The sequence below is a fragment of the Microbacterium aureliae genome, assembly GCF_054780155.1.
Genome location: NZ_BAAGWW010000002.1, coordinates 890,292 through 914,645 on the forward strand (window position 1 = coordinate 890,292; position 24,354 = coordinate 914,645).

At 73.2% G+C, this 24,354-nt stretch carries 20 protein-coding genes; 16 read left to right on the forward strand and 4 right to left on the reverse strand.

Annotated elements, in window-relative coordinates; genetic code table 11:
• Positions 1 to 18 precede the first annotated feature (18 nt).
• The gene (locus ACYVF4_RS10265; RefSeq protein WP_460722325.1) at positions 19 to 2,106 is read right to left on the reverse strand and encodes an alpha/beta fold hydrolase; all 2,088 of its coding nucleotides are present in this window, start codon (positions 2,104 to 2,106) and stop codon (positions 19 to 21) included.
• Positions 2,107 to 2,241: 135 nt separating this feature from the next.
• On the reverse strand, positions 2,242 to 3,141 hold the full coding sequence (locus ACYVF4_RS10270; RefSeq protein ID WP_460723122.1) for a Bax inhibitor-1/YccA family protein: 900 nt from the start codon (positions 3,139 to 3,141) through the stop codon (positions 2,242 to 2,244).
• Positions 3,142 to 3,269: 128 nt separating this feature from the next.
• Between ACYVF4_RS10270 and ACYVF4_RS10275 the strand changes: the two genes are divergently transcribed.
• From ACYVF4_RS10275 to ACYVF4_RS10290, 4 genes are all read left to right on the forward strand, one after another.
• On the forward strand, positions 3,270 to 4,280 hold the full coding sequence (locus ACYVF4_RS10275) for a glycerophosphodiester phosphodiesterase family protein (RefSeq protein ID WP_460722327.1): 1,011 nt from the start codon (positions 3,270 to 3,272) through the stop codon (positions 4,278 to 4,280).
• 90 nt (positions 4,281 to 4,370) lie between these two features.
• Entirely contained in the window at positions 4,371 to 5,393 is a 1,023-nt protein-coding gene (locus ACYVF4_RS10280) for an acyl-CoA dehydrogenase family protein (RefSeq protein ID WP_460722329.1), read from the forward strand.
• On the forward strand, positions 5,393 to 6,808 hold the full coding sequence (locus ACYVF4_RS10285; RefSeq protein WP_460722331.1) for a bifunctional PIG-L family deacetylase/class I SAM-dependent methyltransferase: 1,416 nt from the start codon (positions 5,393 to 5,395) through the stop codon (positions 6,806 to 6,808). Before ACYVF4_RS10280 ends, ACYVF4_RS10285 begins: the two co-directional genes overlap by 1 nt.
• Positions 6,805 to 7,521 (forward strand): glycosyltransferase family 2 protein, encoded by a 717-nt coding sequence (locus ACYVF4_RS10290; protein WP_460722333.1) that lies wholly within the window; start codon positions 6,805 to 6,807, stop codon positions 7,519 to 7,521. Before ACYVF4_RS10285 ends, ACYVF4_RS10290 begins: the two co-directional genes overlap by 4 nt.
• Here the strand turns inward: ACYVF4_RS10290 and ACYVF4_RS10295 are convergent.
• Positions 7,475 to 10,063 carry an AMP-binding protein gene (locus tag ACYVF4_RS10295; protein ID WP_460722335.1) on the reverse strand — a complete coding sequence of 863 codons (2,589 nt, stop codon included), beginning with the start codon at positions 10,061 to 10,063 and terminating at the stop codon, positions 7,475 to 7,477. The genes ACYVF4_RS10290 and ACYVF4_RS10295 overlap by 47 nt on opposite strands.
• 97 nt (positions 10,064 to 10,160) lie before the next feature.
• Here ACYVF4_RS10295 and ACYVF4_RS10300 point away from each other — a divergent pair, with 97 nt between their 5' ends.
• The 10 genes from ACYVF4_RS10300 to ACYVF4_RS10345 all read left to right on the forward strand — a co-directional run bounded on the left by ACYVF4_RS10300 (position 10,161) and on the right by ACYVF4_RS10345 (position 20,737).
• Positions 10,161 to 10,634 carry a DUF6153 family protein gene (locus ACYVF4_RS10300; protein WP_460722337.1) on the forward strand — a complete coding sequence of 158 codons (474 nt, stop codon included), beginning with the start codon at positions 10,161 to 10,163 and terminating at the stop codon, positions 10,632 to 10,634.
• 87 nt (positions 10,635 to 10,721) lie between these two features.
• Positions 10,722 to 11,312: a DUF305 domain-containing protein gene (locus tag ACYVF4_RS10305; RefSeq protein WP_460722339.1), complete on the forward strand. Its 591-nt coding sequence runs from the start codon at positions 10,722 to 10,724 to the stop codon at positions 11,310 to 11,312.
• Between the two features lie 56 nt (positions 11,313 to 11,368).
• Positions 11,369 to 12,202 (forward strand): WD40/YVTN/BNR-like repeat-containing protein, encoded by an 834-nt coding sequence (locus ACYVF4_RS10310; RefSeq protein WP_460722341.1) that lies wholly within the window; start codon positions 11,369 to 11,371, stop codon positions 12,200 to 12,202.
• A gap of 90 nt (positions 12,203 to 12,292) precedes the next feature.
• Positions 12,293 to 12,547, forward strand: coding sequence for an SHOCT domain-containing protein (locus ACYVF4_RS10315; protein WP_460722343.1), 255 nt, complete (start codon positions 12,293 to 12,295; stop codon positions 12,545 to 12,547).
• Positions 12,548 to 12,643: 96 nt separating this feature from the next.
• Positions 12,644 to 12,892: a DUF1232 domain-containing protein gene (locus ACYVF4_RS10320; RefSeq protein WP_460722345.1), complete on the forward strand. Its 249-nt coding sequence runs from the start codon at positions 12,644 to 12,646 to the stop codon at positions 12,890 to 12,892.
• A 47-nt stretch (positions 12,893 to 12,939) separates the two neighbouring features.
• Positions 12,940 to 13,809, forward strand: a complete 870-nt coding sequence (locus ACYVF4_RS10325; RefSeq protein ID WP_460722347.1) for a hypothetical protein — start codon at positions 12,940 to 12,942, stop codon at positions 13,807 to 13,809.
• 15 nt (positions 13,810 to 13,824) lie between these two features.
• On the forward strand, positions 13,825 to 14,706 hold the full coding sequence (locus ACYVF4_RS10330; RefSeq protein ID WP_460722349.1) for a CHAD domain-containing protein: 882 nt from the start codon (positions 13,825 to 13,827) through the stop codon (positions 14,704 to 14,706).
• 73 nt (positions 14,707 to 14,779) lie between these two features.
• Complete coding sequence (locus ACYVF4_RS10335; RefSeq protein WP_460722351.1) at positions 14,780 to 17,227, forward strand: ATP-dependent helicase; 2,448 nt, start codon at positions 14,780 to 14,782, stop codon at positions 17,225 to 17,227.
• A 135-nt stretch (positions 17,228 to 17,362) separates the two neighbouring features.
• A complete protein-coding gene (locus ACYVF4_RS10340; protein ID WP_460722352.1) occupies positions 17,363 to 19,414 on the forward strand; it encodes a sunset domain-containing protein in 2,052 nt (683 codons plus the stop codon).
• Between the two features lie 195 nt (positions 19,415 to 19,609).
• Positions 19,610 to 20,737 carry an SseB family protein gene (locus ACYVF4_RS10345; RefSeq protein ID WP_460722354.1) on the forward strand — a complete coding sequence of 376 codons (1,128 nt, stop codon included), beginning with the start codon at positions 19,610 to 19,612 and terminating at the stop codon, positions 20,735 to 20,737.
• Here ACYVF4_RS10345 and ACYVF4_RS10350 read toward each other — a convergent pair.
• Complete coding sequence (locus ACYVF4_RS10350) at positions 20,727 to 21,521, reverse strand: substrate-binding domain-containing protein (RefSeq protein ID WP_460722356.1); 795 nt, start codon at positions 21,519 to 21,521, stop codon at positions 20,727 to 20,729. The genes ACYVF4_RS10345 and ACYVF4_RS10350 overlap by 11 nt on opposite strands.
• A 185-nt stretch (positions 21,522 to 21,706) precedes the next feature.
• Here ACYVF4_RS10350 and ligD point away from each other — a divergent pair, with 185 nt between their 5' ends.
• Entirely contained in the window at positions 21,707 to 22,759 is a 1,053-nt protein-coding gene (gene ligD, locus ACYVF4_RS10355; RefSeq protein ID WP_460722358.1) for a non-homologous end-joining DNA ligase, read from the forward strand.
• Positions 22,756 to 24,336 carry an aspartate:alanine exchanger family transporter gene (locus tag ACYVF4_RS10360; protein ID WP_460722360.1) on the forward strand — a complete coding sequence of 527 codons (1,581 nt, stop codon included), beginning with the start codon at positions 22,756 to 22,758 and terminating at the stop codon, positions 24,334 to 24,336. Before ligD ends, ACYVF4_RS10360 begins: the two co-directional genes overlap by 4 nt.
• Positions 24,337 to 24,354: the final 18 nt, after the last annotated feature.

Consider the following 24,354-nt stretch of genomic DNA (forward strand, 5'->3'; position numbering starts at 1 on the left):
TGGCGTGAGGGGTTGCGCTCACAGCGCCAGCAGCCCCCGCACCAGCAGCCAGGCGGCGAACAGCAGCGAAGCGGCCGCCGACACCGACAGCAGGATGCGGTGCAGGACGGTGCCGTCGTCCTGCAGCCATGCGCGCACGATGAGGACGATCAGCAGCACGGTGATCACGAGACCCGCGAACGGCAGGAGCAGCAGCGGCCACACGCCCGGCGGCAGTCCGTAGGCCAGCAGTTGCCGCTCGGTGGCGAGCAGCACGAGACCGAGGCCCGCGACGTAGGCGAGGTTCAGCGCGGCGGCGGTCACCGCCGCCAGCACGGCCCCTTCGGGGACGTCGCCGCTCAGGCGCAGTCGGCGCCGCAGCGCGACGACCGCGCCGTAGACGAGCGTGGCCACGAGCAGCGTCACGGCCACTCCCAGCAGCCCGAGCGAGACGAGGTCGCGCTGCTGCAGCACGTCGCGATCCAGGCGGTACACGGCCGTGGTCGGGTCGATGTCCGCGGTGGTCAGGTGATCGACGGGGCCGGATGCCGCGAGGCACGACGCCTCGATCGCGCCGTCCGGCGCGGCGAGGAACTGCCCGGCCAGCGAGGTGGCGCAGGCGTCGCGCTGGCGCAGCGGGGCGTGGCCCGCCGTCGGAAGGAACGCCACGGTCGAGCGCGAGAGGCCGTCCGCTGCGGCCTCGGCCCACCCGAGCGGGGTGTACGGGTCGAAGCCACCCGCGAGGATCAGGGCGGGCACCTCGCTGCTGACAGGCGCGGACTCGCGGTCGCCGAGCGCGGGGACCTGCCAGGCCTCGCACTGCGCGAGCCGTTCGGCGCCCGAGGTGACGCGGGCGGCGATGCGGTCGAGCGGCGAGGGCTCCTCGGCCGGCTCTTCGGCCGGCTCTTCGCCCTCGGCCGGCTCTTCGCCTTCTGCCCGCACCGACGTGAACGGGATCTCCTCGGCGCACTCGAGCGACAGCTCCAGGCCCAGCGGGACGCTTCCGATGCGGTCGAGGCGGCGCTGGGCGACGGGGAGCGCGGCACCGGGGTTGCCGGCATCCAGCTGGTCGATGAGGAACGGCAGCGCGCGGGCGTCGCCGGCGGCCAGGGCCTGGGCGAGACCGTCGACGAGGGCGCGGTCGTCCAGCCGCAGGTCGACCGGCGAGCCGTCCTGCGGATGCTGGGCGGTGAGCTCGGCGGGATCCTCGGCCGCGTCGTCCAGCACGCGCGCGAAGGTCTGCTCGAGATCGGGGTAGCGCTCGGCGCAGTCGGCGTCGGCGCTGCACGACGCCGCGAGCAGCCGCACCGTGTCGGCGAGGTTCCCCGGCTCGGCGGCGTAGCGGTCCACCTGCAGCGGATACGCGCCGTCGAGGATGACCGAACGCACGCCCGCGGGCTGGTCGCGGAGCACCGTGAGGACGAGGCGCGTGTCGTACGAGGCGGCGTAGAGGTTCCAGGCGTCGAAGCCCAGCGCCTGCCGCAGGTCGACCAGGTCGGTCGCCGATGCGCGGGTCGTGTAGGCGGCGGGGTCCACGCCGTCGGCGACGAGACGCTCGCGGCACGCCGCGGCGAAGCGGGCGAGGTCATCGGATGCCGGTTCCCACACGCCGTCGCGCACGCGGCCGTCGATGCCCGCCTCGGCGCACGCCAGGGACGGCTCGGACAGGGCGCCGCCGCGCTGCTCGACGACGATGACGTCGCGGGAGCCGGTGGCCCAGTCGCCGTCCGAGAGGAAGTGGCGCACCGTGCCGATGAACGCGTCGGAGGCGCCCCCGAGCGCGGGGCGGCCCGTCGGGACCACCAGAGGGTCGGCGGCCCGCTCGGAGCCGGTGGCCGAGATCACGGCGTAGGGCACCCGGATGTTCCGCTCCGGGTCGTTGGCGTCGCCTCGACGCTCCGGCACCGTGAGGGTTCCGCATTCCACGCGATCGCGCTGGGATGCGGGGATGCCGACGGGGCAGTCGCCGCGCTCGATCGGGCTCGACGCGCCGTCGGTGCGGGCGCCTCCGGTGATCGCGGGGCCGGCGGTCGCGGCATCCGGTGGCAGGAGAACGGCGGGACCGGCGAGCAGTCCGACCGCGACGAGGGCGGCGAGGAGCCGGGGGATCGGGCGGGCCGCGGACACTGTCGATGTTCGGTGCCCGGCCATGTCCGTCACCCTATCGAGGATCGCCCCGCGCGCTCACGCGACCCGCGCGGGGTGGCGGCACGAGAAAGGGGGCCGCCCGAAGGCGACCCCCTGCGTCCGTCTCGCGTCAGCTCAGTTGCTGCTGCGGACGATCGCGATGATGCGCAGGATCTCGACGTACAGCCACACGACGGTGACCATGATGCCGAAGCCGCCCAGCCAGCCGTACTGGCGGGGGGCGCCGTTGCGGACGCCCTGCTGGATCTGGTCGAAGTCGAGCACCAGCGAGTAGGCGGCCATGAGGACCACGAGCACGCCGATGATGACACCCAGCGGGATGCCCATGATCTCGATCGAGCTGTGCAGGCCGAACATCGCGCCCTGGGGCAGCACGCCGAAGAACATCAGGCCGACGTTCAGGAGCGAGAAGACCAGGTAGCCGATCATGGCGACCATGAAGATCTTCGTCGCGCGCTTGGAGGCGCGGACCTTGCCGCTGGCGAAGAGGGCGAGGGTGACGCCGACCACGGCGAGGGTGCCGAGGGTGGCCTGCATGACGATGCCGGGGAACATCATCTCGAAGAAGGCCGAGATGCCGCCGACGAACAGGCCCTCGGCCGCGGCGTAGGCGAAGATCAGCGCCGGGCGGACCTTCTTGCGGGAGGTGAAGATGATCGCCATCGACAGCACGAAGCCGACGAGTCCGCCGATGATCCAGGGGAGGATCGTGGGCTGGCCGGTCGCGGCGACGGGCGAGAGGGTCCAGATCCAGCCGACCACGGCGGTGACGACGAGGATCGCGAAGAGGCTGACGGTCTTGACGACGGTGTCCTCGACGGTCATGCGGTCCGTCTCGCGGGCGCCGGCGGCGGGGGCGGCGTACATGCCCTCCATCTGGGCCTGCGCGGCGAGGTCGGTCCCCATGCGCTGAGCGCTGCCGAGGGTGGCGGCCTGCGGCCCGCCGGGGTAGGTCTGAACGGCTCGAGGGTCCTGGAACGCCGGGTTGTTGAACGCGGGGTTGTTGAGGGCCACTGCTCTCACACTCCAAAGTCGGTGGATATACAGCACCGTGCTGTGGATCAACGATATCCGAGAAACCGTGTGACACAGCGGTTGTCCGCTGAGAGAGGACTATCAACTCGCGCGGGTAGCCTGTGAGCGTGCCGCGCCGTCCCCCGCTCGTCATCGGTCATCGCGGCGCGCCCGGCTACCGCCCGGAGCATTCGCGGTCCTCGTACGACCTGGCGCTGCAGCTGGGGGTGGATGCCGTCGAGCCCGACATCGTCGTCTCGCGCGACGGCGTGCTGGTGGTGCGCCACGAGAACGAGATCTCGGGGACGACGGACGTCGGCGATCGGCCGGAGTTCGCCGACCGGCGCACCCGCAAGACGGTGGACGGCGTCGAGCACGCCGGCTGGTTCACCGAGGACTTCACGTGGGACGAGCTGTCGACGCTCCGCTGCCGGGAGCGCCTCGCCGACATCCGGCCCGGGAGCGCCACCTTCGACGACCAGCAGCCGGTGCTGCGCCTGCGCGACGTGCTCGACCTCGTCCGCGCCGCCGCCCTCGCGCAGGGACGCGAGATCGGCATCGTCCTCGAGATCAAGCATCCGACGTACTTCGCCTCGCTGGGCTTCGACATCGCCGCCCTCATCGCCGCCGAGCTGCGGGCGACCGGCTGGGCGGCGGGGGAGCTCCCCGTGATCGTGGAGTCGTTCGAGTCGACGGTGCTGCGCGACGTGCGCGCCCACGGCATCCGCGGCTCGTACATCTATCTGCTCGAAGCGGCCGGCAAGCCCTTCGACCTGGTCGCCGCCCGTGGAGCCGCCGCTCCCACGTACCGCGCGACGGCGTCGCCGGCGGGCCTGGACCGGCTGGTCGGCGTCGTCGACGGCATCAGCGTGGACAAGCGGATGATCCTCGCGCCCGACAAGCTGGGCCGGGTGACGGGGCCGACCCCCGTCGTCGCCGATGCCCACGCCCGCGGGCTGCGCGTGTTCACCTGGACCTGCCGTCCCGAGAACCGCTTCCTCGCGCGGACCCTGCGCGGCCCCGGCGGGGCGGCGGCGTTCGGTGACTACGAGGCCGAGTGGGCGGTGATCCGGGATGCCGGTGTCGACGGCGTCTTCGTCGACCACCCCGACCTGGGCGTAGAGTTCTTCCGCAGGTAGAGATGCGGCGATAGGGGCGCGGCCACGCGGCTGTCAACCCCCGCCGACCGGCAGGGCGGGCTCGGATAGCGTCCGAGGCAGGAGGTGCCCGTGCCGCACGAACTCACCCTCGCCCCGCACGCCGAGTCCGCGCCCGACGTGGCGGCCGCGCTCGCCGGCGCCGACGTCGACCGAGGATTCGGCGTGGACATCGACGCGACGCTCGCGTGGGTGCGCGAGGTGGGGGCCTGGGCGCCGCGCGCGGGGGAGGGCCGCACCCGGGAGCTGTGGGAGCTCCTCGCCGGCGCCGCCCGCATCGACGTCGCCGCGGCGCGGATGCTCGAGCCCCACCTGGACGCGCTGGCGATCCTGGCGCAGGCGGGTCAGGGCCACATCGAGGGTGCGACGTGGGGAGTCTTCGCCGCCGAGGGGGCGCAGGGCCGCGTCCGGGCGACCGAAACCGCCGACGGGTGGATCCTGGACGGCACCAAGCCGTGGTGCTCGCTCGCGAGCCACCTGAGCCACGCCCTCGTCACCGCGTTCGTGAGCGACACCGAGCGCGCGCTGTTCGCCGTCGACCTGCGCGGCGCCACCGTGCACCCCCACGACGGACCGTGGCACGCGCGCGGACTGCCGCAGGTCGTCAGCGCCCCCGTCGATTTCGACGGGACCCCCGCGACACCCGTCGGCGGGCCGGGCTGGTACCTCGAGCGTCCCGGATTCGCGTGGGGAGGAATGTCGGTCGCCGCCGTGTGGTGGGGCGCCGCCGAGGGACTGCGAGAACCGCTGCAGCGCGCGGCGTCCTCGGACCGCGCCGACCAGCTCGCGCTCGTCCACCTCGGCTCGGCGGATGCCGCGCTCTGGGCGGCTCGTGCCGTGCTGGCCGAGGCGGCCGGCCTGGTGGACGCCGGCGGCACCGGTCACCCCGGCCTGCTCGCGCAGCGCGTGCGCACCGTGGTCGCCCGGGCCGCGACGCAGGTGCTCGCCGAGGCCGACGGCGCCCTCGGGCCCGGGCCGCTCGTGTCCGACGGCCGTCACGCCGCGCGCGTGGCCGACCTGCACCTCTACCTGCGGCAGGACCACGCTGCGCGCGACGTCGCCCGGATCGGGCGCGACCTGGTCGAAGGCCGCTGATGCCCGCCTTCTCGCACCTCGACGCCGGCACCCCCGAACGCGTGTGGCAGGACGACGAGCGGATGCCGGCGGTCGCCGCGCTGGACACCCGCATCGACGAGCTGGTCGTCGTGGCGGCTCATCCCGACGACGAGACCCTGGGTGCTGCCGGTCTGATCCACACCGTCCACCGTCAGGGCGGACGCGTCACGGTCGTCGTGGCGACGGACGGCGACCGCTCCCACCCGGACTCCCCCACGCACACGCCCGAGCGGCTGGCGGCCCTGCGGCGCGCCGAGGTCACCGCGGCGGTGCAGCGGCTCGCACCGGGCGCCGCGCTGGTGTTCGCCGGTCTGCCCGACGGCGGACTGGACGACGTGCGGCAGGAGCTCGCCGCGCGCGTGCGCGCCGAGGTCGGCCTGACCGCTCCGAAGCGCACGCTGGTGGCCGCGCCGTGGTCGGGTGACGGGCACCGCGACCACCGCGTCGTCGCCGAGGTCGTCGCCGAGGTCCTGGCCGGGCTACGGGCCGCGGACGCGTCGGACCGGCCGGCCGCCCGCGCGGACGTCTCGCACGTCGGCTACCCGATCTGGCTGTGGCACTGGGGGACCCCCGACGACGTGCCGTGGGCCCGGGCCCGCGGGATCCGTCTGGATCCCGACGCGAGACGGGCCAAGCGCGAGGCGCTGGCGACACACGCGTCGCAGACGCAGCCGCTGTCGGACGCCGCCGGTGACGAGCCGATCCTGCATCCGCAGGCGCTCGGGCACTTCGACCGCGACGTCGAGGTGGTCTTCGTCGAGGGCGGCGCCGACGACGGGGCCGCGGGTGACGGCGGCACCCTGCCGCAGCAGTACTTCGAGGACTTCTTCGGGCGGCACGACGACCCGTGGGGCTTCGACTCGCGCTGGTACGAGGAGCGAAAGCGCGCGGCGCTGCTCGCGGCACTCCCCGCACGCGGGCTCGGCCGCGTGCTCGAGATCGGCTGCGCGACCGGTGCCCTCACCGCGGCGCTCGCCCCGCGTGCCGACGCCGTCGTGGCCGCCGACATCGCGCAGGCCGCGATCGATCGTGCCCGCGACCGCGTCCGGGACGAGCGGGTGCGGTTCGAGCGGCTCGACATGCCCGAGCAGTGGCCCGAGGGCGTCTTCGACACCGTCGTGCTCTCGGAGGTCGGCTACTACCTGTCCGCCGGCGACCTGGCCGCCACGCTCGCGCGCATCGACGAGTCCCTCGCCGCGGACGGCACGCTCGTCGCATGCCACTGGCGGCATCCGGTGGCGGACTACCCGCGCAGCGGCGACAGCGTGCACCGCGCGCTGCGGGCCCACCCCGCGTGGGCGGTGACCGTGCAGCATCGCGAGGCGGACTTCCTGCTCGAGGTGTTCCAGCGGCCGCCCGTCCGCTCGGTCGCCCAGCGCGAGGGGCTGGCATGACCCGGATGCCGGTGCACACCGTCGTCGCGGTCGTCCCCGCCCACGACGAAGAGGTGCTGCTCGGGCGCTGCCTGACCGCCCTCGACGCCGCGATCGCGCGGGCCGAGCGGCGCGGCATCCGGTGCCTCGTGCGGGTGGTGCTGGATGCGTGCGCGGACGGCACGGCGCTGGTGGCGGCGCGTCATGGCGTGCCGGTGGTGGACGTCACGCACGCCTCGGTTGGGCGGGCGCGCGCGGCGGGCATCGCCGATGCGCTCGCCGAGGCGGGCGGCGCCGAGGGCGTGTGGATCGCGAACACGGATGCCGATTCCGCCGTGCCGCCGCACTGGATCACCGCGCAGCTCGACGCGGCCGCCGCGGGGGCCGACGTCTACCTCGGCACGGTGCGGCCCGACTTCGCCGAGTTGCCCGCCGTGTACGAACGGCACTGGCGGGCCACCCACGTGCGCGGGCGCCCGGCGGGGAACGTGCACGGTGCGAGCCTCGGCATCCGGGGCGAGGTGTACGACGCCGTCGGCGGGTTCGCGGGCCTGCGCGAGCACGAGGACGTCGACCTCGTCACGCGCGCCCGCGCCGCCGGAGCCCGCGCCGTCGCCGGCGACGCCGCCGAGGTGCTCACCTCGGGCCGAATCGTCGGCCGCACGCCCGGCGGCTACGCGGGGTTCGTCAGGCAGCAGGCTGCGCTGCTGCTGCGGGCCGTCGCCGCCGGATGACCAGGCGCATCCGCCGGTAGCCCCACCACGCGGCGATCCCGATCGCGAGCGACAGCACCGTGCCCATGAGCGGCGCGCTCTGCTCCCACGCGGGGAACACCTGCCAGTGGGTGAGATAGATGAACAGGGAGGCGCCGGCGAGGGGGTGGAGGAGGGGCACCAGCAGGCGCGGCAGCCGCAGCGCCGGCACCCACAGCAGGATCAGGATGCCGACGGCGGCGACGGCTTCGCGCGCGGGGTTGCCAAGGAACCCGGCCATCCCGACGACGGTCACCACCGAGAGCAGCGCGCGCTGCCACGTGCGGTCGGCGCGGGCGCCGGCCCACCCGATCGCCAGGATCCACAGTGCGGCGGGGATCGTGTAGCGCTCGACGAGTCCGGACTCGATGCCCGTGACGGCATATCTCATCGCCAGGGAGCCCGCGAGCAGGGCGAGGGCGAAGCCGAAGGGGTGGGCGCGCTCCAGCCGGTCGGCGCGGCGCCAGGCGAACAGGGCGGCGAGCCCGAGCGTGCCCCACACCGCCAGCTCGATGAACCAGAACTGCCACTGGGCGTGCCACCCGGCATCCCCGCCGTGGACGAAGCCGTTGACCAGCAGGGCGGTCTCGGGGCGGTACTGGCCGGTCACGGCGGCCACCGCGGCGATCCAGAGGACGGCGGGGACGGCGATCTGCGCCGCCGTGCGCAGCAGCCGCCGCGGTCGCGAGCCCGAGCCGGCGGCGAGCTGGAAGCGCGCCAGGTTGAAGCCGAACAGAGCCAGCAGCAGGTGGGCGCCGCCCTGCGCGGTGAACAGGTCGGCGTGGGAGCCGACGATCAGGACGATCGCGACGGCGCGCAGCACGATGCCGGTGTCCACGCGGGCCATGCCGCCCCGCTTCGCCCCGCGTGACGTATCACGTGATGCGGTCGCGACGGCGGGCGGCGACGCCTGCGCGGCGAGCTGGCCGGGCGTCAGGCGCGGCCAGTCGGCCGGCAGGGTTCCGAGCAGCTGCTCGAGCCGCACCGACATCTCGACGTAGCTGAGGGAGTCGCCGCCGAGCGACGTGAACGTGTCGGCGAGGGAGGCGTCGGGGCGGCCGAGCAGCTGCGCGAAGAGCGCCCGGATGCCGTCCGCCGACACCGTCTCGTCGGCCGCGGCCGCGTCGGCCGACGACCGGGACAGCGCGGCGGCGTGCTCGACGAGTGCCGCGGTGTCGGGCTTGCCGCTCGCGGTGCGGGGGAACTCCGCGATCGCGTGCGCCCGGACGGCGTGCGCCGGGATGCCCAGCGCCTCGGCGGCGGCGGCCGCCACGGCCGCGGTCTGCCGTTCGGCGAGGACGAACACCACGGGGCGCTCGTCGACCGCGATGACGCGCGCGTCGAAGCCGTCGTCGGCCAGCAGCCGCTCGAGCCGGTCGAGGTCCACGCGCAGGCCGTAGACCTTCACGAAGCGGTTCATGCGCCCGACGATCTCGAACATCCCGTCGGGTCGCCGGCGGGCCCGGTCGCCGGTGCGCAGCTCGTCGACGGTGCGCCCGAGGGTGAAGTCCGCGGCGGACTCGGCGTAGCCCATCATGACGTTGGGTCCGCGGTAGACCAGCTCGCCGACGTCGTCGCCGGCGCCGGCATCCACGTGCAGCGACCCGCCCGGGATGGCGCGGCCGATCGATCCGGCGGCGTCGTGCGCGCGCTCCGGCGGCAGGTAGGCCATGCGTGCCGTGGCCTCGGTCGCGCCGTACATGACGAACAGGTCGAAGCCGTGGGCGCGTCCGAGTCCGGCGAAGCGGCGCACGCGATCCGGCGCCATCCGCCCGCCCGCCTGGGTGATGTAGCGCAGCGTCGGGGGCACCCGGTCTGCGAAGCCGCTCGCCTCGAGCAGGTCGAAGGTGTACGGCACTCCCGCGAACGATGTCGCGCCGGCGGCGGTGAACTCGCTCCAGAAGCGGTCCTCGGCGACGCTGCGGTCGGTGAGGACGAGGCTCGCGCCGACGGCGAGGTGGCTCGTCACGACCGACAGCCCGTAGCAGTACTGCAGCGGCAGCGTGGTCGCCGCGCGGTCGTCGGGGGTCAGCTCCAGGTATTGGGCGATGGCGGCGGCGTTGCTGCGCAGGTTCTCGAACGACAGGCGCACGAGCTTGGGCGACCCCGTGGACCCGGAGGTGCTCGCGAGCATCGCGAGGTCGTCGTGGAACTCGTGCCGCGGGGCGTCGTGACGCTCGATGAGCCGCCACCCGGCATCCTGCCCCGCGGCGATGACGTCGGGATCGAAGCGCGCGATCATCGCCTGACGATGCCGCTCGTTCGAGGGGCCGTCCGGCACGAACAGCACCGGATGCCGGCCCTCGACCGCCGCGAGGAACGTGACGATCGGCTCGACGGCATTGCCCGCCGTGATCAGGACGAGACGCCGAGCGGTGCCGATCTGGGCCCGCCGCTCGTCGACGCGGCGCTCGAGCTCGGCGTAGTCGATGCGCTCGCCGTCGTGGACGAGCGCGACCGCATCGCTCGCGCCGGCGAAGAGGCGACGCGCCGGGCGGGCATCGAGGGAGGAAGAGGGAAGCATGACGAGGTAAGGGTAGCCTAAGCAATCTTGAAGGGCGATCTGTGCGTCATCGTGCGTCACCCGTCCGCGGTGACGTACCGTGGAACGCGGAGGAGACATGTCGCTGATCGCGTTGCACGGACGGCTCCGCGCCGGGCAGTCGCTCGCTCGCGCCGTGCTCCTCGCCATCGGGATCGCCGGCGCCGTGATCGTCGGACTCCTGGCCATGCACGCGCTCGGCGGCCCTCACGCGGGTGCGCACGCCGCACCCGTCGTCGCCGCTCCCGCCGCGCATCAGGCAGGCGCCGCGCACACCCACCACGACGCGGGCGCCGGGGCCGGCTCGATGACGGCGGCCACCGACTCCGTCGCCGGCCAGCCGTGCGATTGCGACGGCGGGCACCTCGACGCCCTCGCGATCACGTGCGTCCTCGCGATCCTCGCCGTGGTCCTGCTGCTGCTGCTGAGGCCGCGCGGCGCGCTGCTCCTGTCCGACCTCCTCCCGCGCGCGGAGCTCCGGCAGCGCACGGCCTCCGCGCGCCCGCCGCTGCGCCCGCCCTCGCTCGTCGCCCTCTGCATCAGCCGCACGTGACGGGCGGGGAGCGGACCGTCCGCTCCCTCGACCCGCGCCCCCGGCATCCGCCGAGGGATTTCACGAACCTGTAGAGGAAGAATCCTGATGAGAATCCGACACGCGGGAATCACCGCGCTCACGCTGACCGCCCTGCTCGCCCTGTCCGGCTGCGCCGGCGGCGGGCCCGACACCATGCCCGGGATGGGGCCCGGCGACGGCTCGTCCGAGGTCGCCGGCGTGAACGAGGCGGACGTCATGTTCACGCGCATGATGATCCCCCACCACGAACAGGCCGTCGAGATGTCCGATCTGCTGCTCGGCAAGGACGACATCGACGCGGACGTGGCCGACCTCGCCCAGCAGATCAAGGACGCCCAGCAGCCCGAGATCGACCAGATGGAGGAGTGGCTCGACGAGTGGGACGTCGACATGCCGGGTTCCGACGGCGACCACATGGGCCATGGCGACGGGATGATGAGCGAGGGCGACATGGACGCCCTCGAGGACGCCGAGGGCGCCGAGGCGTCCAAGCTGTTCCTGGAGCAGATGATCCAGCACCACGAGGGCGCCCTCGAGATGGCGGAGGTCGCGCTCGAGAACGGCGAGAGCGCCGACGTGCGCGCGCTCGCCGAGGCGATCGTCGAGTCGCAGACGGCCGAGATCGAACTGATGCGCGAGATGCTCGCCGACATGTGACGTCCGGCGGGGGCGTCCGGATGCCGGCGCCCCCGCCCCCGTTCCGAAAGGTCCTCATGCGCACGACTCTGCGCGCGGCGGCCGTCGCCGCCACGCTCCTTCCCCTCGCCCTCACCGGATGCGCCGCCGCCGCGCCGCCCGACGAGGAGCATGCCGACATCGGCACGCACGTCCACGCGGTGATCCCCGATCCGGCGGGCGAGGGCTTCCTGCTCGGCACCCACGGCGGTCTCGTCGCGGTCACCGCGGACGGCGAGCTCGGCGACCGCATCGGCCGCGACGACTTCGACGCGATGGGTCTCGCCGCCGGCGGCGAGACGCTGTTCGCGTCCGGCCACCCCGGCTCGGCCACACCCGAGGAGCTGGGCTCGCCTCACCTGGGCATCATCCGCAGCGACGACGGCGGTCTCACCTGGGCTCCGGTCGCCTTCACCGGCGAGAAGGACTTCCACGTGCTCGCCGGTGGTCTCGACGGCGAACTCTACGGCCAGGCGACCGACAGCGGCCAGGTGCTGCGCAGCGTCGACGGCGGAGCCACCTGGGCTCCCACCGGCACCACGCTGCCCGCGTTCGCCCTGGCGGTGGATGCCGCCGGTCGCGTCATCCTGGCCGGCCCCGAGGGGCCGCGCGTGAGCGACGATCAGGGAGCGACGTTCGGCCGGCTGACGGACGCGCCGAGCCTCTTCCTCGTGTCCGCGTCGGCCGACCGCGCGCGGCTGGTGGGCGTCGATCGGAGGGGCGACGTCTGGACGACCTCGGCTCCGGATGCCGCGTGGGAGCGTATCGGCGCGGTGCACGGGACCGTGCAGGCGGTCGGCATCGACGATCGCGGCGACGTCCTCGTCGTCGACGACAGCGGGCTGACGCTGCTGACATCCTCTGACGGCTGACGAGGCGGGACCTTCGGCCCTCACCGTCGCGCAGCCGCGGAGGACGATGAGACCACGGACCCCATGGTCCGGATCGAGCGGAGGTGTCCCATGATGTACGGCGGAAGCTGGGGCTGGGGCTGGATGTGGTTCGGCATCATCCTGCTGGTGCTCGTCCTCGTGGCGCTCATCGTGCTGCTGGTCAGGCTGTTCAGCATGGATTCGTCGCGGCGTCCCGGCGTGAACCCCGGATGGGGGTCGCCGAGCGCGGCGCGCCACATCGCCGAAGAGCGGCTCGCGCGCGGTGAGATCAGTCCAGAGGAGTTCGGGCACATCACCCGGGCGCTGGATCAGCGCGGCGGGTGAGAATCGTGCCGCCGGGCCCGTGACCGAGGGGGAGGTCAGGGCCCGGCGGTCGCTCGGCGTCTGGGCGATGTCGCGCGTGTGGCGCACACTGGACACATGTGGTGGAGCTTCATCAAGGCGATCCGGACGCGCGAGCACCGTGTCGCGCCGACGACGTGGATCGCCGGGCTCGCGGCCCTCGTCTACACGGTCGTGCCCATCGACCTGATCCCGGAGCTGATCCTGGGGCCGCTCGGGTTCGCCGACGACCTCGGGCTCTGGGGGGTCTTCGCCGTCCTCGTCGCCCGCGAACACGGCCGGTGGCGCGCCGGGCTGAAGTCGGGCAAGCGGGCCGGGGCCGCTTGAGTCGCCCCGCCGTACGCGACACGCCCGGCACGGATTAGGCTGAGCGGATGGCGACGGCGGCGCACAAGGGCACGATCTCGGTGGCCCTCGTCGCGGGTCTGTTCATCGCCGGCACGCTGGCCGCCCCGCTGATCTCGACCGTCTTCCTCGTCAGGCCGGCCGCGGCCGGGGACGCACCGGGCCTGGTCTGGGGTGCGCGTGCTCTGATGGCGCTCGCGCTCGCCTGGCTCGTCATCGGCATGTTCGCCGCCCAGACGAGCCTGGTGCGGCGCCCCGGGGCCGCCGGAGCCCGCGCCACCTGGCTGTCGTCGTCGCGTCCCTGGCGAGCGCGCGAGTCCTCGCTCGGCCTGCTGCCGCTCGATCGGGCGCTGATGTTCGCGATCCCCGCGGCGCTGCTGGTCGGCACCCGCATCCTGCAGGCGGAGCTGACGTCGTGGGGCGAGCTGCTCGCCGTGCTCGCCGGCTGGGTGGTGTTCGCGGTCGTCGTGCGGCTGCTGGTCGGCGGCCGCTCACCCTGGCCCGTCATCGCCGCCGTCGGCGGCGGCGTCGTGCTGCACAGCATCCTGTCTCTGGCAGAGATCTCGTTCGCGGGGCCCGACGGGTGGTGGAGCGTCGTGGTGTCGTCGCCGGTGCTGCGCGCGATCGCGTCGGGTGTCGCCTTCGCCGCGACGGCGTGGATCTTCGTCGCCGGGGCCTGGGCGCTGCACGGCACGTTCGGTGCGCGGCGCGCGGTCGGCTTCATCCTCGCGGGCCTCGGCGCCGGCGTCGCCGTGATGGTCGCCGTGCTCACCGCCGTCTCAGCGGCCGGAGACCGCTCGGGCATCGCCTGGCCGGTCATCGTGGTCGCCGTGCTCGTGGCCGCGGTGGGAGTCTTCCTCGGCATCTCTGCGCGCCGGACGGAGCGCGTCGGCCTCTGACCGACGGGATCGCACATGCCGGCAGCCGACGAGCGTCCACTCGCCGACATCGTCGGTGACGTCCTCCGGGGTGCGAGGACCGAGCTGATCCAGACGTGGCCGGCGGCTCGGGACGACGACCCCGACGGAGTCCACCAGCATCGCGTTCGGGTGAGGCGGCTGCGCAGCGTCCTCGGCGGTTTCCGCCACGTCCTCGACCCGTCGGTCGCACGCATGCTGCGGGTGCGGTATGACGAGTGGGGTCACGAGCTCGGGGTCGTCCGCGACCTCGAAGTGCTCGCCGAACTGGGCGAAGGCGCGCTCCAGGCGTGCGACATCGACGACGCCGACGTGCGCCGCCGCGTCGTCGAGCAGCACCGCGACGAGTGCCGGCGCGCTCACGGACGGCTGCTCGAGCTGGCCGTGCACCCGCGGGCCGACGAGCGACGTCGGCTGCTGGACGAGGCGGCGGAACACCCTCTGCTGGCCGATCCGGCGGCATCCGCCCGTGACACGCTGGCCGGCGTGCTGGGGCATGAGGCCCGCCGCGTGCGGCGCGCCGCGAAGGGCGTCGACGGGTCGTTGGACGCCTTCCACGTGCTGCGGAAGGCCGGCAGGCGACTGAGATACAACGCCGAGGCGATCGCGGCGGTCGCTCCCGAGCTGTTCGGCGACGAGCTCGACGGGCTCGCCGCCGGCGGCGACGACATCCACGACATGCTCGGCGACCACCGCGACGGCCTCATTCTCACCCGCAGCCTCGAGATCGCCCGGGCGCAGGCGCGGCGAGCGGGCGAGCCGGCAGCCGCGTACGACGTCCTCATCGCGCACGTGCACCGCGAGGCCGAGCGATCTCTCGAAGGCCTCGACGACGCGGTGCGCCGGGTGCGCCGGGCCGCCGCGGAGCTGCCGGGGTAGCGGCATCCCTCCGCCCCGGCGCCGTCGCGGACGATCCGCCGGTGTCGGCGGCGCAACTTAGACTTGTCGGGCCATGACCGACGCCCCCATCCCCCTCATCGTCGGCGGCGACCGCGGGCCGCAGTCCGCCGGCATCCGCCCCGATGAAGACCTTCTCGCCGGACTGAACCCGCAGCAGCGCGACGCGGTGACCTACCGCGGTCCGGCGCTGCTGATCGTCGCCGGCGCCGGATCCGGCAAGACGAGCGTGCTCACGCGCCGTGTCGCCTCGCTCCTGCGCACGAAGGACGCCTGGCCGAGCCAGATCCTCGCCATCACCTTCACCAACAAGGCCGCCGGCGAGATGCGCGAGCGCGTGCAGCAGCTGATCGGCGACCGGGCGCAGGGGATGTGGATCTCGACCTTCCACTCCGCCTGTGTGCGCATCCTGCGCCGCGAGGCCGACCAGTTCGGATTCACGAAGGCCTTCACGATCTACGACTCCGGTGATTCCCGCGCGCTCATCAAGCGGCTGGTGAAGGAGCACGAGGCCGACGCCTACGGCCTGACCCCGGCGGCGACCCAGTCGCGGATCTCCAAGCTCAAGAACGAGCTCGCGGATGCCGAGTCCTATGCGCGTCAGGCCAATATGAACGATCCCGCCGAGCGGGTGTTCGTGGACGTGTTCGCGGACTACCAGCGCGCGCTGCAGCGGGCGAACGCGTTCGACTTCGACGACCTCATCGCCCAGACCGTGTACCTGTTCCGGACGTTCCCGCATGTCGCCGATGTGTACCGCCGGCGGTTCCGCCACATCCTCGTCGACGAGTACCAGGACACCAACCACGCGCAGTACGCACTGATCCACGAGCTGACCAAGCCCGTCGGGTCGGATGCCGCGCCCACCGCCGTCGGCGGCGGCATGATGATCTTCGAACCGGAGCCGTCCGCCGAGGACGCGGCATCCCTCACCGTCGTCGGCGACTCGGACCAGTCGATCTACGCCTTCCGGGGCGCCGACATCCGCAACATCACCGAGTTCGAGCGCGACTACCCCGGCGCCAAGGTGGTGCTGCTCGAGCAGAACTACCGGTCGACGCAGAACATCCTGTCGGCGGCGAACGCAGTCATCGGCCACAACTTCGACCGCAAGGACAAGAAGCTGTGGACCGACGTCGGCGCGGGCGAGAAGATCATCGGCTTCACCGGGTACTCGCAGCACGACGAGGCCCAGTTCGTCGCCGACGAGATCGACGTGCTGCACCGCGCGGGGATCGACTACGGGCAGATGGCGGTCTTCTACCGCACCAACTCGCAGTCCCGCGCGCTGGAAGAGATCTTCATCCGCTCGGCGGTGCCGTACAAGATCATGGGCGGCACCAAGTTCTACGAGCGCGCCGAGGTGAAGGACGCGCTCGCGTACCTCGTCGCGGTGTCCAACCCCGCCGACGAGATGGCGATGCGCCGCATCATCAACCGGCCCCGGCGAGGGATCGGCGACGTCACGATCGAGGCGATCTCGCGGTACGCGCAAGAGGAGCAGATCACCTTCCGCGACGCCCTGGCCAACTCCTCGGCGCTCGGCGTGGGCCCCAAGATCCAGACCGCCATCGCGCACCTGGATGCCGTGCTGGCCGAGGCGACCGCGCTCATGCTGCCGGCATCCGGTGAACTGGCGCCGCCGACGGCCGTCGCCGAGGGACTGCAGCTGCTGCTGAACAAGTCCGGTTACAGCGACGCCCTGCGCGCCAGCAAGGACCCGCAGGACGAGGCCCGCCTCGAAAACCTCGACGAGCTCGTCGCCGTCGCACGGGAGTTCGCGCGCAACAACCCCGACGGCACCGTCATCGACTTCCTGGCCGAGGTCGCTCTCGTGTCGGATGCCGACGACCTCGACGACGCGTCCGGGTCGGTGTCGCTGATGACCCTGCACACCGCGAAGGGCCTCGAGTACGACGCGGTGTTCCTCACCGGCGTCGAAGAGGACCTCATCCCGCACCGCATCTCGGCGGGGGAGCCGGGCGGGCCGCAGGAGGAGCGCCGGCTGTTCTACGTCGGCATCACGCGGGCGCGCAAGCGCCTGTACATGTCGCTGGCGATGACGCGCGCGCAGTTCGGAGAGGTGACCGTGGCGATGCCCAGCCGCTTCCTGCAGGAGATCCCCGCCGAGCTGCTGCACTGGCGGCAGTCGCCGGGCGACGTCAACTCCCGCGGCGGCACCCAGTCGCGCGCGCTGAACGCGCGGCGCGGCGGGTCAGGAGGCGGCTTCGGCGGCAAGCGGTACGGCGACGACCTCGTCCCACTCGGCCGGCGGGAACCGCGCGCCGACATCGAGAAGTTCGCCAACCGGATTCCCGCCAAGGTCCGCGACAACGGTGACATGGAGCTGGCGGCGGGCGACCGCATCCGTCATGAGGACTTCGGCGAGGGGCGGGTCGACACCGTCACCGGCGAGGGCGCCAAGCGCGTCGCCCACGTCCGCTTCGACTCCGCGGGCGCGAAGAAGCTGCTGATCAAGATCGCCCCCATCCAAAAGCTGTAGCCGGCGGTTATCGATTCGTCACCGGGAGTCGTCGATTCACGCTCGCGGCGGAGCATAGGCGCCTCATAGAGTCGGAGAGTCCGAGGCGGGGGGCCTCGAACCACCGTCGCTCGGCGTGACCTGAAGGCCAACGCCGTGATCCACGCATTCGTCCTGCGAGCGCGCCTGCTGCTCGCGATCGTCCTCTGCTCCGTCCTCACCGGTGCGCTCCTCGTCGCGAGCGACACCGCTGAAGCGACCGCCGCGCCTGGGCGCCTCGCCACAGCCGTCGACGGGCCCGGTGACCCCGACAGCCCGACGGTCCAGGCCCTGCAGCACGGCGAGTCCGCCCCGGTCACCACCGAGGACGCCGTGTCGCCGAGCGTGGCCGGCACGGTGACGGCGGACGACGGGGTCACGCCGGTCGCCGGCATCCAGGTCAGTGCGTGGCGTCTGGTCGGCGACGAGTACGAGCACGTCGAGACCGCCGCCACGGACGACGCCGGCGGGTATGCGTTCGCCGCGCTCGCCGCGGGCGAGTACGACTTCTTCTTCGACCCGGGTGAGCGCTCGGACCTCGCGTGGGGCTGGTACGCCGGCTACGCGGTGCCGTCGTACGACGTGCCCGCGGTCGTCACCGACGGCGGCTCCGTCCACCTCGAGCCGCGAGCGATGGCGGCGGCGGCAGGGCTCTACGGGGCCGTCACCAGCGCGCGAACCGGCGGTGCGATCTCGGGTGCCGTCGTGACGGTGTGGGGGACGGACGGCCCCGACGAGTCGGGAAGCGCGTTCTTCCAGCCGGTGATGGACGTCACCACGAACACCATCGGCTTCGGACTCGGCCAGCTGCCGGCCGGTCACTACCTCGTGGAGTACACCTCGCCGTCCACGAGCTATCGGTCCGAGTGGTGGGATGACCAGCCGTCCTTCGAGGACGCCACGGTGCTGCCGCTCGCGGCCGGCGAGGAGCTCGACGTCAGCGCGGACCTGCTGGTGAACCTGACCGCCGGCAGCCCGGCCGTCTCGGGAACCGCCGCGGTCGGAAGCCTGCTGACGGCGAGCCCCGGCACGTGGACGTCGGGCACGACGTTCACGTATCAGTGGCTCGCCGACAGCGCCGCGATCACGGGGGCGACCGGCTCGAGTTTCCGTCCCGCCGCCGCCCAGGACGGCAAGCGGATCTCGGTGGCGATCACGGGGGCCAAAGCGGGCTACACCACGGTCACCAAGACGACGTCGCAGACGCCGCGGGTGATGCGCTGGACGACGCCGAAGATCACCGGACCGATCGCCGCGGGCTTCACCGTTCGGGTCGACCGGGGGACCTGGACGGCAGACGCCGTCTTCGCGTACCAGTGGTACGCCGACGGCCGCGCGATCTCGGGAGCCACGGCGACGACGTACAAGATCCCGAGCACGCTGAAGGGCAAGCGCATCTCGGTCAAGGTGACCGCGAAGAAGTCCGGGCACACGACGGTGTCGAAGACCTCTGCGGTGTCGGGCAAGGTGGCCACCGCGGTCACGCCGTCGATCTCGGGGACGCGCGCGGTGGGGGCGACCCTGACCGCCAAGCGCGGGACGTGGACCACCGGAACCACCTTCGCGTACCAGTGGTTCGCGAACGGGACCGCCATCTCGGGGGCGACCGGGTCGAGCTACCGGCTCTCGTCGAGCACCGAGCACAAGCAGATCACGGTCCGGGTCACCGGGCGGTTGTCGGGGTACGCGACGGTGTCGCTGACGTCGTCGCCGACGGCGAAGATCCTCCGCGCCTCGACGCCGAGCATCTCGGGCACGGCGCTGGTCACCCAGACTCTGACCGTCAACCGCGGGACGTGGACCTCGGGCACGTCCTTCGCGTACCAGTGGTACGCGAACGGCACCGCGATCTCGGGCGCGACCGGATCGAGCCTGAAGCTCACCTCGGCGCACGCCGGAAAGCGGATCACCGTCAAGGTCACCGGCCGTCTGTCGGGCTACGCCACGATCTCGCGGACGTCGGCGGCGTCGGCGACCGTCGGCTACGCGAGCAGGACCGCGCCCATCAGCCTGTACAACTGCCCGTCCTGGGCGCCGATCAAGGGCAACCAGAATTCCTGGATCTACCACGTGCCCGGCCAGCGGTACTACGACGTGACCCAGCCCGAGGAATGCTTCCGCACCGAGTCCGCGGCGATCTCGGCGGGCTACCGCAAGGCCAAGGTCTGAGGCGTGGTGGGGGTGCTCCAACGCGGAGCGCCCCCACCGGCCGGCCGGCTTCGGCGTCCGGCCGGCCGACCTCGGCGCCGGGCCGGTTCAGAACTCCACGGGATCGGGGCGGGAGCGGCCGCGCGGGCGGGTGAGTGCTGCTGCGGCTGCCGGATCGGTGGAGTTCTGAACGCAGGGCGGGGCTAGGCTCGAACGATGGGAATCTTCTCTCGCGGCAAGCGCTCGCGCGACGATGCGGCGGCTCCGGCCGAGGACCGAGCGACCGCCCCGGACCAGGCGGCCCCGGACGCGGCCACCCCGGACCAGCCCGCGGACACGGCGGCTCAGACCGCCCCGGTCCAGGCCGCCGACCAGGCCGCGGGACTCGCCACCCAGGACGCCGCGGCCGACACCGAGCAGCCCGGTGAGGCGGTGCCGCAGGTCGGCATCTCGGTCTCGACGTACGGCAAGCCCCCGGCGGCGCCGCCTGCCGCGCAGCCCGCCCCCCCGGCCGCGCCGCGCCCGCGCTCGCAGGCTCCCGAGCTGCCGCCGGCACCCACCGAGACCATCCCGGGGCTGCGCGACAACGCGCTCGTGGCCAAGACGCTGGCGAACCTTCCGGATTCCCCGGACGGCGTGGACCTGATGAACGTCGCACGGCAGCTCCTCCAGGGCCACCTGTTCCTGCGGGTCCAGGGCGATGCCCGCAGTCTGATCGCCGAGGGCAAGAACCTGCCCCTGGCCGTCGCCACGATCAACGACAAGCGGTTCGCCCTCGCCTACAGCAATGGCGCCGCGCTCCAGGCGAGCGTGCGCGCCGACGGCGACACCAGCACGTCCGCGATGGGCCAGCCGGTGCTCGCCGTCATCCGGCACGTGCTGTCGGCGAAGTACGACGGCCTGATCCTCGATCACGCGTCGGCGCCCGCCCGCGCGGTCCTGCCGACCGCGCTGCTGACGAAGATGGTCGAGACCTTCGACGAGCAGCTGACCATCAAGACGCTGCTCGCGGGGGAGCGCACCCCCGAGACCGCCGCGCGCGTGGCCGAGGCGCTCACCCACGCGCCGCTCTGGGTCGCGGTCAACCGTGCCGGTGAAGACGGTCCGATCGGGGTCGCCGAGTCGCGCCAGGCCGACGGGTCGCGCTATCTCGAGGTGTACTCGCACCCGCTCGAGGTGGTGGCCGGCGGCCGGGGCGACCAGGCGGCGCCCATCACGGCCGCGCAGCTGGCCAAGTCGCTGTTCTCGGACGAGCGGCTGACCGGCATCGTCGTCGACCCGCGCGGCCCCTGGCTGCGACTGCGTCGCGACGACCTCGCACCCCTGCTCGCCCTCACCGACTGAGCGTCGCGAGGGCCGGCACCGTCCAGCCGGGCGCCGCGACGGCCGAGGGGCCGGGTCGCAGCACAGGGCTGACGGTCTCGGTGCGCGGCCAGTCGCCCACCAGCATGGTGGCCAGCAGCTCGAGCGCCCGCCGGGCGACCTCGTCGATGCGCACGTCCACGCGTGCCAGCGACTCGTCGTCGCTCTCGCACGCGACCACGCTCACCGGCGGCGCGCCGGCGGCCGTCGCGCTCTGCACGGCATGAACGGATGCCGCGTCCGCCGCGCACAGCGCTGTGGGCGCCGCGGCGCCCGGGGCAGTTCCCGCCGTCGCATCCGCGGCGGCCGGCGAGGTCCCGCCGGCGGACCCGGTCAGTGCCTCGCCGATGTCTGCGGGACCGAGGAGCATGCTGCTGCGCCCGAGCCCGAGCGAGGCCATCGCATCGATGTAGGCCGCGCGGCGCAGGGGCCCCTCGGCGGCATCGGCGTCGAAGGCCAGCGCGATCCGCCGGTGCCCGAGGGCGGCGAGGTGGTGCACGGCCAGGCGGATCGCGGCGGCGTCGTCCGCGCCGATGACACCCGCTCCCGGGCGTGCCGCGGGGTCGGTGAGGGTGATGCGCACCTCGACGCCCGAGACTCCGGGTCGCACCCGCACCCGCGCGGCGACGGGGTCGCCGGCTGCGGCGAGCCGGAACCCCGCCGTCTCGGCGGCGCGCCGAACCGCATCGACGACCTCGACCGCGCGGCGGCTCCGCGGGGCGGCGACGTCGATCGCGATGAGGCGACCTCGCCCGCGGATGACCATTCGACCGTTCTAACAAGCGGCATCCGGCTCGGACGCCCGGTCCGCCTGCTGTTCCCGAGATGTTCACCCTCGCGCGACCGGGTCGTCATTCCGCATGCCGCATGCCTCACGCACGCACGACCGCGACCCCGGATCCGCTCGCGAGCCCGCTGACGGGGGCGGCCGCGCTGGTCTAGCGTGAAACCATGGCCCCGGAACGCATCACCCTCACCATCCCCGGCCCCGACGGGGACCGCGAGGTGGGGCTGTCCAGCCCGAACCGCGTGCTGTGGCCCGAGCTCGGGATCACCAAGCACGAGCTCGCCGAGTACCTCCTCGCCGTGTCCGGGCCGTTCCTGGCGGCCAACGGCGACCGGCCGGTGTCGCTGGAGCGGTTTCCCGAGGGGGTCCACGGCGAGCGGTTCTACTCCAAGAACCCGCCGAAAGGCGCCCCGGACTACGTCCGCACGGTGACGGTGCGCTACAACAGCGGGCGCCGGCATCCGCAGATCGTGCTGACCGAACCCGCCGCCGTGGTGTGGGCGGCGCAGATGAACACGGTGGTCTTCCATCCCTGGGCCTCGCTCACGGCAGACACCGACAGCCCGGTCGAGCTGCGGATCGACCTGGATCCGCAGCCGGGCACGGATTTCGCGGATGCCGCGGCGGTGGCCCCCGCGCTGCGCGACGTCCTCGCCGAGGCGGGGCTGACGGCGTTCCTCAAGACGAGCGGGAACCGCGGCATCCACGTGTTCTGCCCGATCGAGCCGACGCACGAGTTCCTCGACGTCCGCCACGCCGTCATCGCCGCCGGGCGCGAGCTCGAACGGCGGATGCCGGACAAGGTCACCCTGAACTGGTGGAAGGAGGAGCGGGGCCGGCGCATCTTCCTCGACTTCAACCAGGCCAACCGCGACCGCACGATGGCCGGCGCGTACAGTCCGCGCGCGCTGCCGGCGGCGACGGTGTCGACGCCCCTCACGTGGGACGAGCTGCCCGGGGTCGACCCGTCCGCGTTCACCGTGCGCACCGTGCCCCAGCGCCTCGCCGACGTCGGCGATCCGTGGGCGGGACTGCTCCGCGAGCCGGGCCGGATCGACACCCTGCTGGAGTGGTGGCAGCGCGACCTGGACGCCGGGCTCGGCGAACTGCCCTTCCCGCCGGAGTTCCCCAAGATGCCGGGGGAGCCGCCGCGGGTGCAGCCCAGCCGCGCGCGCAAAGACGGCGGCGAGGATGCCGCGGCGCAGGAGACGACGTGACGGCGGTGTTCGAGTTCCTCGCCGCGCAGCCGGTGATCGTGCTGTTCGCTCTGATCGGCCTCGGCGCCGCCGTCGGCCGGGTGCGGGTGGCAGGAGTGTCGCTCGGCGCCGTCGCGGTGCTGTTCGCCGCGATCGGGGTGACGGCGTGGGGCGTGTCGCAGGGGGTGGTGATCGCCATCCCGCCGCCGATCGGGGATGCCGGGCTGGTGCTCTTCGCCTTCTGCACCGGCATCATCGCCGGACCCGGGTTCTTCAACGCGCTGCGCACGGCGTATCCGCTCATGCTCGTGGTGACCGCGCTGCTGCTGGTCGGCGCGGCGATCGCCTTCTTCCTCGGCACCGCCCTCGGTGTCCCGCCGCTCACCATCGCTGGATCGTTCGCCGGGTCCCTCACAAACACCCCGGCACTGGCGGCCACCGGGGGCGACCCGCAGGCGACGATCGGCTACGCCAGCACGTACGTCTTCGGCGTCCTCGGGGCCATGGCCGTGGCGGCGCTCGCGCTCCGCCACCGGGCGGGCGATACCGACGCGCCCGCGGCGATCGTGGACAAGCCCGTGCGGGTCGACACCGCCGCGATGCCCACCGCGGGTGATCTCGCCCGGCGCTACGGGGACGCCGTCGCCTTCTCGCGCCTGCGGCCCAAGGGCGGGGGAGACCCGCAGCCCGTCTGGCCCGACACCCCCCTGCCTCCCGGCGCGGTCGTCAACGTCGTCGGCCCGAAGGACAAGGTCGACGCCGTCGCGACCGAGCTCGGACACACGTCGGCGATCGACCTCGTGCGCGACCGCACGGTGCTGGACTACCGCCGGATCATCCTGTCGGATCCGCGCCTGGCGGGCCGCACGATCGGCAGTCTGGGGCTGCGCGAGCGGTACGGCGCCAGCATCATCCGGGTCCGGCGCGGCGACGTCGACCTCGTCGGCTCGCCGGACCTGGTGCTGCACCTCGGCGATCGGCTGCGGGTCGTGGGCCCGGCATCCGAACTGAAGGCCGTCACCGCCCACCTCGGGGACTCCGAGCGCGGCCTGTCGGACATCAACCCGGTCGCCCTCGGCCTGGGGCTCGCCCTCGGGCTGCTTCTCGGCTCGATCCAGGTGCCGCTGCCCGGCGGCGGGCAGTTCAGTCTCGGCTTCGCCGCCGGGGCACTCGTGGTGGGTCTCGTGTTCGGCCGCGTCACGCGTATCGGCCCGGTGCTGGTGTCGCTGCCGCACACGGCGGCCACCGTGCTGGCCGAGGTCGGCCTGCTGATCTTCCTCGCCTACGCGGGCACGAAGGCCGGCTCGCTCATCATCGCGGCGATCGTGTCGGGCGAAGTCGTCCGGCTGCTGCTGCTGGGAGCGGTGGTGACGACCGTCGTGATGCTCGGCACGTACCTGCTGATGCGGCACGTGTTCCGCATCGGCGGGACGCGGCTGTCGGGGCTCATCGGCGGGGCGCAGACCAATCCGGCGATCCTCGCCTTCGCCAACGGCCGCACCGGCTACGACGTGCGCGTCGCGCTCGGCTACAGCCTGGTGTACCCGGCGGCGATGGTGGTGAAGATCCTTCTCGCCCAGGTGCTCGTCCTGCTGTGACGCCCGGGCCGGGCCGGG

What these genes read in the sequence shown, in the direction of transcription:
- ACYVF4_RS10305 (WP_460722339.1), top strand. Translation starts at nt 10,722, where the DNA reads ATGAGAATCCGACACGCGGGAATCACCGCGCTCACGCTGACCGCCCTG.
- ACYVF4_RS10285 (WP_460722331.1), top strand. Translation starts at nt 5,393, where the DNA reads ATGCCCGCCTTCTCGCACCTCGACGCCGGCACCCCCGAACGCGTGTGG.
- ACYVF4_RS10295 (WP_460722335.1), bottom strand. Translation starts at nt 10,063, where the DNA reads ATGCTTCCCTCTTCCTCCCTCGATGCCCGCCCGGCGCGTCGCCTCTTC.
- ACYVF4_RS10330 (WP_460722349.1), top strand. Translation starts at nt 13,825, where the DNA reads ATGCCGGCAGCCGACGAGCGTCCACTCGCCGACATCGTCGGTGACGTC.
- ligD (WP_460722358.1), top strand. Translation starts at nt 21,707, where the DNA reads ATGGCCCCGGAACGCATCACCCTCACCATCCCCGGCCCCGACGGGGAC.
- ACYVF4_RS10320 (WP_460722345.1), top strand. Translation starts at nt 12,644, where the DNA reads ATGTGGTGGAGCTTCATCAAGGCGATCCGGACGCGCGAGCACCGTGTC.
- ACYVF4_RS10315 (WP_460722343.1), top strand. Translation starts at nt 12,293, where the DNA reads ATGATGTACGGCGGAAGCTGGGGCTGGGGCTGGATGTGGTTCGGCATC.
- ACYVF4_RS10325 (WP_460722347.1), top strand. Translation starts at nt 12,940, where the DNA reads ATGGCGACGGCGGCGCACAAGGGCACGATCTCGGTGGCCCTCGTCGCG.
- ACYVF4_RS10300 (WP_460722337.1), top strand. Translation starts at nt 10,161, where the DNA reads ATGTCGCTGATCGCGTTGCACGGACGGCTCCGCGCCGGGCAGTCGCTC.
- ACYVF4_RS10310 (WP_460722341.1), top strand. Translation starts at nt 11,369, where the DNA reads ATGCGCACGACTCTGCGCGCGGCGGCCGTCGCCGCCACGCTCCTTCCC.
- ACYVF4_RS10335 (WP_460722351.1), top strand. Translation starts at nt 14,780, where the DNA reads ATGACCGACGCCCCCATCCCCCTCATCGTCGGCGGCGACCGCGGGCCG.
- ACYVF4_RS10345 (WP_460722354.1), top strand. Translation starts at nt 19,610, where the DNA reads ATGGGAATCTTCTCTCGCGGCAAGCGCTCGCGCGACGATGCGGCGGCT.
- ACYVF4_RS10350 (WP_460722356.1), bottom strand. Translation starts at nt 21,521, where the DNA reads ATGGTCATCCGCGGGCGAGGTCGCCTCATCGCGATCGACGTCGCCGCC.
- ACYVF4_RS10290 (WP_460722333.1), top strand. Translation starts at nt 6,805, where the DNA reads ATGACCCGGATGCCGGTGCACACCGTCGTCGCGGTCGTCCCCGCCCAC.